The sequence below is a fragment of the Mesorhizobium sp. M0045 genome, from assembly GCF_040323385.1.
GTDB lineage: Bacteria > Pseudomonadota > Alphaproteobacteria > Rhizobiales > Rhizobiaceae > Mesorhizobium.
Genome location: NZ_JAMYUY010000046.1, coordinates 1 through 10,241, shown reverse-complemented (window position 1 = coordinate 10,241; position 10,241 = coordinate 1). Strand labels below are relative to the sequence as shown.

At 60.8% G+C, this 10,241-nt stretch carries 6 protein-coding genes and 4 pseudogenes; 6 read left to right on the top strand and 4 right to left on the bottom strand.

Translation table 11 applies throughout. The features are described from left to right. From NKJ72_RS30440 to NKJ72_RS30430, 3 genes are all read left to right on the top strand, one after another. Positions 1–2,085 (top strand): condensation domain-containing protein (locus tag NKJ72_RS30440; protein WP_352480724.1); only part of this gene is annotated, 2,085 nt, incomplete at its 5' end. A 17-nt stretch (positions 2,086–2,102) separates the two neighbouring features. After that, positions 2,103–2,897: a gamma-glutamyltransferase gene (locus NKJ72_RS30435; RefSeq protein ID WP_352480723.1), complete on the top strand. Its 795-nt coding sequence runs from the start codon at positions 2,103–2,105 to the stop codon at positions 2,895–2,897. Then, positions 2,888–3,940 carry a D-alanine--D-alanine ligase family protein gene (locus NKJ72_RS30430; protein ID WP_352480722.1) on the top strand — a complete coding sequence of 351 codons (1,053 nt, stop codon included), beginning with the start codon at positions 2,888–2,890 and terminating at the stop codon, positions 3,938–3,940. Before NKJ72_RS30435 ends, NKJ72_RS30430 begins: the two co-directional genes overlap by 10 nt. Positions 3,941–4,091: 151 nt before the next feature. On the opposite strand, the pseudogene NKJ72_RS30425 reads toward NKJ72_RS30430, so the two are convergent. From NKJ72_RS30425 to NKJ72_RS30415, 3 pseudogenes are all read right to left on the bottom strand, one after another. After that, positions 4,092–4,265, bottom strand: a pseudogene (locus NKJ72_RS30425) (ATP-binding protein); the annotation flags it as partial. Between the two features lie 100 nt (positions 4,266–4,365). Beyond that, a pseudogene (locus tag NKJ72_RS30420) lies at positions 4,366–4,590 on the bottom strand (IS21 family transposase); the annotation flags it as partial. A gap of 67 nt (positions 4,591–4,657) precedes the next feature. Next, positions 4,658–5,474 (bottom strand): annotated as a pseudogene (locus NKJ72_RS30415) (IS5 family transposase). Positions 5,475–5,809: 335 nt separating this feature from the next. On the opposite strand from NKJ72_RS30415, the gene NKJ72_RS30410 reads away from it, so the two are divergent. Continuing rightward, positions 5,810–6,286, top strand: coding sequence for a DNA-binding protein (locus tag NKJ72_RS30410; RefSeq protein ID WP_352480721.1), 477 nt, complete (start codon positions 5,810–5,812; stop codon positions 6,284–6,286). Between the two features lie 140 nt (positions 6,287–6,426). Here the strand turns inward: NKJ72_RS30410 and NKJ72_RS30405 are convergent, their stop codons facing one another. Continuing rightward, positions 6,427–7,491, bottom strand: coding sequence for a C45 family autoproteolytic acyltransferase/hydrolase (locus tag NKJ72_RS30405; RefSeq protein WP_352480720.1), 1,065 nt, complete (start codon positions 7,489–7,491; stop codon positions 6,427–6,429). Positions 7,492–8,233: 742 nt separating this feature from the next. Here NKJ72_RS30405 and NKJ72_RS31100 point away from each other — a divergent pair. Both NKJ72_RS31100 and NKJ72_RS30395 read left to right on the top strand, forming a co-directional pair. After that, positions 8,234–8,350 (top strand): annotated as a pseudogene (locus NKJ72_RS31100) (transposase); the annotation flags it as partial. Positions 8,351–9,381: 1,031 nt separating this feature from the next. After that, entirely contained in the window at positions 9,382–9,990 is a 609-nt protein-coding gene (locus NKJ72_RS30395) for an IS110 family transposase (RefSeq protein WP_352480725.1), read from the top strand. The last annotated feature ends 251 nt before the right edge of the window (positions 9,991–10,241 follow it).

Below are 10,241 nucleotides of genomic sequence, written 5' to 3'. Positions count from 1 at the left end.
GCGGACTACGCCCTTTGGCAGCGCCGTTGGCTGGCGGGCGAGGTGTTGGAGCGTCAGTCGGAGTACTGGCTCCAGATGCTGGCGGGCGCGCCAACGCTGCTGAAGCTACCGACGGACCGGCCGCGTCCGGCACAGCAGGATTACAGCGGCAGCTGCGTCGAGTTCGTGTTGCATGAGCCGCTGACCACGCAGCTCAAGGCGCTGAGCCGGCGTCATGGGACGACGCTGTTCGTGACTGTGCTGGCGGGCTGGGCACTCGTGTTGGCGCGGTTGTCGGGTCAGGACGAGCTGGTCATCGGCACGCCGAGCACCAATCGCACGCGCTCCGAGATCGCGGGGCTGATCGGCATCTTCATCAACACCCTCCCGCTACGGATCGATCTGTCGGACGATCCGACGCTGACAACATTGCTGGTGCGAGTGAATGTCGCTGCGCTTGGGGCGCAGGCGAACCAGGACCTGCCATTCGAGCACGTGATGAAACTCGTCAACTCACCCATAGCACACACTCCGATCTTCCAGGTCATACTTGCATGGCAAAACAATAGCGCGGAGCCGGCGGAGCTGCCGGGGCTCGAACTTGAGCACGTCGGCATTGGCGACCGTGTCGCGCAACATGATCTTGCGCTTGACCTTGCTGAGGTCGGCGATGCGATTCGTGGGAGGCTGATCTACGCGACGTCGCTATTTGAGCGGAGCACGGTCGAGCGGTTTGTGGGGTATTTGCAGCAGGCGCTGAGCCAGATGGCGGCTGACCCCGGGCAGCGGGCCTGGTCGGCGCCACTCCTGATGGCGGAGGAACGTCATCGTCTTCTGGTGTCCAACTCGACAAAAGCGGCCTATCCGCAGGACAGATGCATTCACGAGCTATTTGAGGCGCGGGTGGAGCGGTATCCGGAGGCGATCGCGGTCGTCTACGAGGACCAAGGCCTGAGCTATCGCGATCCGAACGCGCTGGCGATCTCCGCGACGGCTGGCGTTTGCTCGCCTCAATCATCGCGCATCAACTCGGGCCAGCCCCACACTGCGGTCATGAATTTCATCGAGGGGACGCGCGTCGTTACCGAGGGTGAGCTACAAGCCAACAGTATCACGCGTTATTATGTCACAAAATTCTATCGTGAACAGATCACCAACAGTGGTTACTACGACCAGCTTAAGTACATTGTGGAGCCCTCATTCGAGGAGTTCGAGAGTCTCGGCAATCTGGATACGAGCGGCGAGCACGACAATACCGTCGTGCCCGGACTTCAGCACAAGTACGCCCAGACCGGGTTGTTGCTGGTAACGGACCGTTGCGCTTCATATTGCCGTTTTTGTTTTCGCAAACGCATTGTCGGCAAGGACTCCGATGAAACGGCACCTGACTTCGCCCAGATTGAGCAATATATTGGCAGCCATCCTGAGATGACGAACGTGCTGCTATCCGGGGGAGACCCGTTCGTGCTCAGCACGGCCAAGCTCGACAAAATTCTCGATCATCTGCTGCCGATCCCACACTTAGATTCAATTCGATTCGGCACAAAAATGGTCGCCTATCAGCCTAAGCGGTTCGAGGATCCCGCTTTGCCGGCTTTGTTCCAACGTGTCCATGAAGCGGGTAAAGCCGCAGTGATCGTCACACATTTCGACCACATCGGTGAAATCTCGGTCGACGCAAAGCGCAACATTCGCTCCTTGCGCGCACGGGGCGTACAGTTCCTCAATCAGTCCGTGCTTCTCGCGAAAGTCAACGATGATCCCGAGATCTTGGCGGCGACGTTCGCCAAGTGTCACCAAATGGGTATCCGCCCTTATTATCTGTTTCAGGCCAGGCCGGTGAAAGGCGCATCCCATTTTCAGGTTTCACTGCGCCGCGGCCTAGAGATTGCGCACGGCATCAACCAACGTCTCAGCGGCATCCAAAAGACATTCAAATACATCATGTCCCATTACACAGGAAAGATCGAGATCCTTGACCTCGGAGCCGATGGTCGCGTGTATATGCGATATCATCAAAACAAGATCCCAGAAAAAATCGGAAGGATCTTTTCCCGGCCGCACCTTGAGGGCGCCTGCTGGTTGGACGATTTGCCCGAAGGATGAGATCGAAAAGGCGCGCAATGCTGATTCGCGACCCAGAGCGAATGGAGGCCAAAAGCCTCGCCGCTTCCATGCGGCACGATGAGGCGGTGGTGACGGCTTTCCCGCCCGCTACTGGAGCCGGGCTGGAAATCCTGCGCGCCGGCGGGAATGCAATTGACGCGGCGGTGGCCGCGGCCTGGACACTTTGCGTGTGCGAGCCCAGTGCGTCGGAGCTGGGCGGTCAAACCGTATTGCTAGTCCGTTTTGCCGACGGACGAACGCAGTCCATCGATGGACATCCATGCGCCCGCGGTTGCTTCGCTCGGCACGATCAAAACCGGAGAGCAGCGGCGCAGGCATCGCGCCTGCACGATTCCATCTACTCCCGCGACGCTGGACCGCTCGCGCAGGAATACGGCGTGCTTAGCCCGGAAATGGTGGAATATTGCCTGGCTTCGTCAGAATGCGTTCTTTCCGGTCCTCGCCCTGTGTTGGCCGGCGAAAGTTTCGCAAACCTGCTCGAGCGAGATGGAGGCCGCGAAGCGGTCTGGCGCCCTCACGACGGTGTTGGCGGCTCTGATGTCGTGACTTTGACGAGCTTGCGAGGTGCGTTGGACCTCTTCCTGCGTTTCCCGGACCTGTGTGGTGAAGGCCGGCTGCATATCAAGAGATATTGCGATTTCCGCCTGCTGCAGGAGCAAACCCGCTCGCCGGTTGGCCGGCCGTACCGGTGGGCTCGCGGGGTCCAGACGAGCTGTTCCCATCGAGCAACCAAATCCGAGCAAATGAACGTGACAGCGAGCAAACATCCAAGGAGTAGCTCATGCGGGTAGCCATCGTGTGGAACCATGATCATACGGGCGTGATCAACAGGTTCGGTCAGTCTTGTGGGCAGGACGACGACCACGGGACAGTCGAAAGGGTGGTGGCGGCATTGCAAGAGGGCGGCCACGAGACGCTAGTGTGTGAAGGCGATAAAGGACTGCTCACTACGCTTGAGCGGTTCATGCCACCCGAGCCGCAAGCCCGCCCTTCAGGAATGGTCTTCAACATGGGATACGGAATTCAGGGCGAGTGCCGTTACACCCACGTTCCGGCCATGCTCGAGATGGCCGGTATTCCATACACCGGATCGAGCCCGCTCGGGCACGGGCTGGCGCATGACAAGGTCATCACCAAGCGGCTCATCCGCGATCGCAGCGTGCAGACGCCGAACTTTCGCGTGATGGGTCGCGGCACCGAGAGTACCGGCGACCTGCGATTCCCGGTGGTGGTGAAGCCGCGTAACGAATCCACCAGCCGCGGATTGCAGCTCGTGCATGAGCCCGCTCGGTTGAGGCAGGCCGTGGAAGTGATCGTCACGCAATATTCGCAGGATGCGCTCGTGGAAGAATACATCGAGGGGCGGGAAATCTCCGTTGCGCTGCTTGGAAACGGAGAGCTCGAGGTGTTGCCTCTGGTGGAGCAGGACTTCGGGGACCGCGAAACGCGTCTTATGACTTGGGAAGACAAGGTGCATATGGCGGTCGCGGCGCCGCAGAAGATCTGCCCGGCGCAAATCGGGAGTAGGCTTGCGAGGGAGCTGCAGGATATTTCGGTTGCGACCTTCCGTGCCTGCCACTGCCGGGACTATGCCCGGGTCGACTTCCGGATCGATCGCTCCGGCCAGCCCTTTGTCCTGGAGACCAACTCCATGCCGTCACTCGATATGCGCGACTCTTATGTCCTAGCCGCGACGACCGCCGGACACAGCTTCTCGAGCTTGGTCAATCACATCTTCAATGTCGCCCACACCAGGTATTTCGGAAACGGCAGCCCCGACGCGCCTTGTTCTTCCGGTGACGCCTGCAAGGTCGGTCACCGAGCGCCGAATTGAGCGGCGTCCGTCAGGTAGGCGAACAACGACGAAAGCCCGACCGCGCGCAGAACGGGACGACACGAGCTCCAGACGCTTACGCGCAAGGTCGTGGCGCGGGTCGATGACCGTTAAATGAGACATCACCCCGTCGAGAATGGCGGCAGCATTTGATGTTTGGGTCGCCGATGACGTCGTGCCAGTGCTGCACGGGGATTTGGCTGGTGACGATTGTGAAAGCGCGGCCATGGCAATCATCGAGGATTTCCAGTAGATCGCGGCGGTCGGCGGCGTTGAGGACCGACAGGCCCCAGTCGTCGAGGATTAGGAGTTGAACGCGCCCGAGGCACCCATCGTTGCGACGACCAGCTTCATGGCGTGCGCTTCGCCGGACGGGATCGAAGATCTCGATGGTATCGCCGCCGATAGCGAAGGCGTCTGGATTGGCGGCGCTCTTCCCACAGCAGCACCCGCGTTACGCCGCGCCGGCGCAACTCCTTCTCCACATAGCCCCAATCGGGCACCGGCCGGCTGGGGCTTTGCGACGCCGCCTTCGGCGCCGGGAAGAGCAGCAGCTCAAGGCCTTCGTCATCCATCCCTTCAGGCGGCGGCCAGCTCAGCCCGGCAAGACGGGCGCGCCGCAGATAACCATGCACGACGCCATTGCTCACCGGAGCGTGTGCGCGATGGCGTGCTCGGACATATCTTAGTGCCTGAATCAAAAAGACCGCATTGATTTCATGCTCTTGCGATGCGCCTCATGAGCAGGCGGATGTGGGCGACGAGGATCCAGGCTTCGGCGGAGGCGATCGTGCGCTCGAAATCCCTGACTAGGCGCCGGCAGCGGCCCAGCCAAGCTTCGTTCAACCACCCAGCGGCGTGGAAGGATTTCGAAGCCCTCGGCGCCGTCGGGCCGTTTGACGATCTCGAGCACGAAGCTTCCGACCCTCTGGAGAGCGCCCTTCAGCTTCGGTCCCGCATGGCCGCCGTCGGCGAAGACATGACGCAGCCACGGCCAGCGCTTCAGGATGGTCTTCAGAACCTCGGGAGCGCCATCGCGATCCTGTATCGCAGCGCTGTGGACGACGAGACTAACCATCAGTCCGGTCGTGTCGCTGAGGATGTGGCGCTTGCGGCCGTTCACCTTCTTGCCCGCGTCAAAGCCTCTAATTCCGCCGCTTTCCGTCGTCTTCACCGACTGGCTGTCGATAATGCCGGCGCTCGGATTGGCTTCGCGGCCTTCCCGTTCCCGCGCCGCCATGACGAGACTGTCGCTGATCGTGCGCAGGAGCCCGCCGTCGCGCCAGGCGTAGAAATAGTTCTGCACCGTCGTAAACGGCGGGAAATCCTTCGGCAGCATGCGCCACTGGCCCATCGAGGCCATGTGGAGGATCGCATTCACAACCTCACGCAAGTCCGCCTTGCGCGGCGGCCGACAGGCTTCGGATCGGGCATCAGCGGAACAATCGCCGCCCCATTCCGCATCGCTCAGGTCGCTTGCATACCGCACCGCCTCACGGGCATAGTCGTCGCGGGTGATATCGGTCCAAGGCATCGTGCTCTCCATCGAATCTTCGCAAATCCGACGGAATCACAACCCACTGATATTACTCAAATCTTTTTAGGTCAGGCTCTTAGACGTAAAACTTCTCTGATCCGGCCCATCGACAATCTTTGGGTTGGCATCAGGCTTCCTCGTTTTGAACGAGCAAGCCTGTAGACTGGCTGAGTTGTCGGCCGAAGCGTCCAGCACCCCGAAAAGGTGCTCACGATCGCCTGAAAACGTTGCTCATGATCCCGTGAAATCCGTGCTCACGATGCGGTGAAATCCGTGCTCACAATCGCCTGAAATACGCATGGTGCGGGTGCAAAAACGAGCAGATCCACCTGATGCTGCACCGGCAGGGCGGCGACCACACGGTGCTTGCCGTGAAGAAAACCCGGGCGGGCCGGCATCGCTGGGTCGTTGAACCCGAGACGGAGGCGCTGATCCGCGACCTCGCTAGGCTGATGCCCGACAAGGCCATCGCTTCGCTGCTCAACCGCCTGGGCAAAAATACAGGCTGCCTCAACGGATGGACGCAATCGCGCGTCTGCAGCTTCCGCAGCAAGCACAGCATCGCCGTTTACCAGCAAGGGGAAAGGGCCGCGCGCGGGGAAGTGACCTTGAACGAGGCAGCTGATAGCCTCAATCTCAGCCCGATGACGTGTTGCGCATCCGAAGCGGCATCCTGGCGGCAAACAATCCTGCAAGAGAGCCCCGTGGATCATTCGGCGCGAAGATCTCGAGAAACAAGCAATCGGCGATCGCGCCAATGCAAGCCGCCAACGTCCGCCAACACCAGATCCGGATCAACAAATCCTTGAGTTTCAATGCCATCCCCAGGTGGGCATTATGACGTTGCATCCGTCGGGCCGATCAAGAGGAGATTGTGATGCTGGCGGATGAAGTCGCAGCCAGCAAGCTTGAGGAAGAGCGCGCTTTCGAGACCCCGCGCGGCGGCAGACTAGACAACGCGCATCGTTCCGCTTAGCGAGTCGCACTCGTCCGGCGCGGCGTGCACGCGCCATTCGACTCGGTCAGGGAAAAGCGAGAAGACGCTGGTGGCGATGGTCTGGGCGTAATCGTCCCGCCGGTCCTTGTCGCGATAGATAGGGGTGGTCTCGTCGAAGAGCACCGCCTCCGCGCCGCCCGCGAGCGCGCCTTCCGCGATCATCCTGTCCGCCGCCTCCTGTCGATCGCGGGAAGAGAGGGTGATCGTCTGCTCCAACCCGTCGAATTCTCGGAAGAGCAGGTGGTTGGCGTGGGCTCGGGGTGAGGCGGCGACCTCCCGAACGGCGCAGCCTGAGGCCGGCGCCTCGACAGAGGCGAGCCGGCGCGTCTTCGCCTCGCCGAGATTGTGATGGAAGCCGCTGGCGCGGTCCTTGCGCTTCAGGATTTCGACCGCTTCGTCCAGCCCTCTCGCGTCGAGGATCGCGCGGCAGATAATCTGCCGCGGGACGCCAAGCTGAAGATCATGGGCTCTGATGTTGTTGATAGTCTGGACGAGCCCGGCCTCGTTCAGGCCGAATGTGTGCCCCGGCAGCATGCCGGGATACGTGAAGCTGCTCCAGGCCGGGCCCTCGTCGGACTCGGCCTCGACCCAGAGACAGGCGCCGAGAAGCTCCGCCGCGCCGTCCTCGTTATGGGCGATTGCTGCCGGGCCGTCGCCTTCCGCCGGAATCAGAAGCGAGGTGCAGCCCGTGGCGGCGACGGCTTTCGTCTCCGGGGAGACGTCCTCGGGAAGCCGTAGGTCGCCCCGGCAGTTCCAGAGGAAGACCGTTTCGAAATCCTGCTCGGCGCCCGCGGCGATCCCCTCGATCTCGCGCACGAAGCGGGGATAGGCCGTGCGGGCCGCGGATTCCAGAGTCTTCAGATAGTCCGAGCCGCGCCAGCGGGCGTCCAACGCCCGATATTCCTCGGTGCCCAGGGCACGCTCGCGGAGGCCGGAGGCGCTGGCCCGACCGAGCGCGAAGCCGATGGAGAAGGCGTCGCCCTTGGCGCGGACGCGGAAGATGGGATTTCTGGACATATGGGCCTCTTCTTTCCGGTTGCTGTTAGGTAATGGGTGACCGGCCTGAGGGCGCGCTCGCGCCGACAACGATACCGGTCTCAGCTATCCCCGTTTCGATATGATTAATGCCGAATGAAGCCAGTTTCTCGGTTACGAACGTTGCTGTGTTGTGTAACTGACAGTCGAGCTCGGGATTCTGGTGCAGGTAGCGACGCCACCCGGCTGCCTCGCTCTGCACATCCCGGAAAGTGTCAACGCTTCTCACGTTGTACCAGCCCCTTTTTAGGCCAATTCCGCCAAGCCGTTTCGATGTCCTTCTCCAGTCGTGTCGCGTATTGGCGGGAAAGGACAACGAGGCAATTGAATCCCTTTTTGAGAGGGATAACGATGGAACTTCAATTCCTCACTTCATTCAACCAAGATCAGAATTCTTCGTCTAACGCTCTCCATAACAATACGGCATGACGATAGGGATTTGCGCCAAACTTCGTGGGCTGTTGAAATGTCGATCACAAAAAGCGGTGCAGTGTGAAATCTAGTAGTCAGCTTCTGAGACGCACTTGGGGCCTACCGACGGAAGCCAGATCGAGCCCAGATCCCCGTCTCAGCCAAGGCGTTAGGCAGGTCAATCGCGTTAAAGTATTCTTCTGGAGCGGGACGATTTTATTCCGACTAGATCCGGCCTCGGCGAAAGTGGTTGGCGCGCTCATCACAGTGACGGTATTGAGGATTTTGGCCGGTGGTGTGGCGGAGGGCGTCTGCGCTGATCGCGCTGGAGCGTGATTACTCGGCGCTGTGTTCTCCGATCGGGCGGCCATCGATCTCGCCCGAGAAACTGCTGCGGGCAATGTTGCTGCAGGCGTTCTACTCGGGGCGGCTGCTGATCGCCGGTAAAGCACTGAGTATCTGGCAGGCTCAGCGACTGGGATTCCTTTCGCGATCAACATTTCAACCCGAGCTTTTCAACAGCCTGCTGGGCTACCATTCCGCGATCGGCATCAAAGGCCGACTGAGGTCCAGAACTCGCCGCCAAGGATGCTGAGAGCCCAACGTACGAGCTGAACTGGCAGCGGCTCGTTGAGCCCCAGCTGTTCGCCGGCTGCCGCCCCTCATCTCGGGTTTGGTCGTGTCGTCGGCGATGATGCCGCCGGGTCGCCGGGCGCCCGCCTGAGAAGCTGGAAGACGAAGGTCCCGGACCATCGCCATGACGGCGATGGTCGACACCATCCTGCGCAGGAGTTAGGCAGCCATTGCTCAGGCCTTCTGCATGTTCCACATCGCGGTAAGCTGCGGCATCTCGATGAGCCCGTCAGCGTCTTGCGGGACATACTTTGACCCAGCCTAATGTCGCCGACGAAGTCCCACCATATTCTTTGCATCTTGCGGGCCAGCGCCTTGCGCTGTTCGAGCATTGCGACATCTGCCCATTTGGCCCGAAGAGCCTCGTATTCGTCGCTTTTGGGCCAGCCGTACCAGCCCTTCTCGCCATCCGCGGCTAGGAAGGCTGTGGCGATCGGATTGCTGAAGTAATAATCAGCCGAATCCGTGATGAATACGCGCCAGCCGCCGTCCTCAACGGGGCCCTTGTTCGGCCGGCGCGCGACAACTCCGCCCCAGTCGCTCGGCGCAAGCTCGGCATTGACCCAATTTTCCGCAGCGCAGCCGCCAGAGGCTGCGCGGGGTCGCTGGCCGACGCACAGCTCGTGGGCTGGAGAATGAAGACCTTCTCGCCGGCATATCCGGCCTCCTGGAAGAGTTGCTTGGCCCTTTCCGGGTCGCCCCCCTTCTTGTACCACTCCGTGTTTTCGTCATTCGAATAAGGAGTACTGTTTCCAAATATCGAAGTAACGTTGTGGCCGCATTTTGGATCGGGGCCATGAGTCGCAGGAACGCTTCCTGGTCGACCAGGTGAAGCATCGCTTGGCGCGCCTTCACATTTGTCGAACGGCTTCTGCAGCCAGTTCATGCGCAAGAACATGTCCTTGCCCGCCTCGTTCAGAACCTGGAGCTTGGTTCGAGCGATCGGTGGCTTCCGAAATTCCCGATGTGGTTCGATGTCTTCATGCGTTCGGTGAAACAATCCACCAGGTCTGCTTCGAGGCCGGCACACTGACGCAGCATTTGACGTATGGTCTCCAAGAGGCAGGCTATGTTATCGTCTGCATGGAGGCGCGACAGGTGAGTGCGGCGCTTTCGGCGATGCGCAACAAGACGGACGAGCACGATGCCCGCGAGATTGCCCAGTTGCTCCGTTCGGGCTGGTACAGCCGGCTTCACGTGGAGAGCATCGAGAGCCACCACACACGGGCGCTGCTGACCAGCCGCAAGGCCATGCAGCGCAACTGCATCGACCTGAAGAACCGAGATCCGCGGCCTTTGGAAAATTTTCGGTGTGAAGCTGCCGATGCGGCTCTCCAGGGGTGCCTTCGACGCCACCGCCAGGGCCATCATCGAAGACGACTCTGCGCTCGCCCATTCTCTCTTGCCACTGCTCGAAGCCCGCAAGATAGGTCGTGAATCGGTCAATGGTGGGAGAAAAAAGGCGGCGCTTGATCGGTTTTGCGCGCGGAGTCTGTCGGTCTCTCGATCCAAAGCGTGATTTGAGGTGGAAGCTCTCCCGCGTGGAGTTGGAGGATACGTTCGCCCAGTTCCTAATCTGCTGTCGTGAGACGATGGTTCAGGCGCGCTGCACAGCGTCCAGTGTCGAGCACCGACGCGGCTGTGTACATGCCGGCGCTGGCGCATGAGGTCCAGGAACCGCCTCGACG

What these genes read in the sequence shown, in the direction of transcription:
- NKJ72_RS30435 (WP_352480723.1), top strand. Translation starts at nt 2,103, where the DNA reads ATGCTGATTCGCGACCCAGAGCGAATGGAGGCCAAAAGCCTCGCCGCT.
- NKJ72_RS30430 (WP_352480722.1), top strand. Translation starts at nt 2,888, where the DNA reads ATGCGGGTAGCCATCGTGTGGAACCATGATCATACGGGCGTGATCAAC.
- NKJ72_RS30410 (WP_352480721.1), top strand. Translation starts at nt 5,810, where the DNA reads ATGCTGCACCGGCAGGGCGGCGACCACACGGTGCTTGCCGTGAAGAAA.
- NKJ72_RS30405 (WP_352480720.1), bottom strand. Translation starts at nt 7,491, where the DNA reads ATGTCCAGAAATCCCATCTTCCGCGTCCGCGCCAAGGGCGACGCCTTC.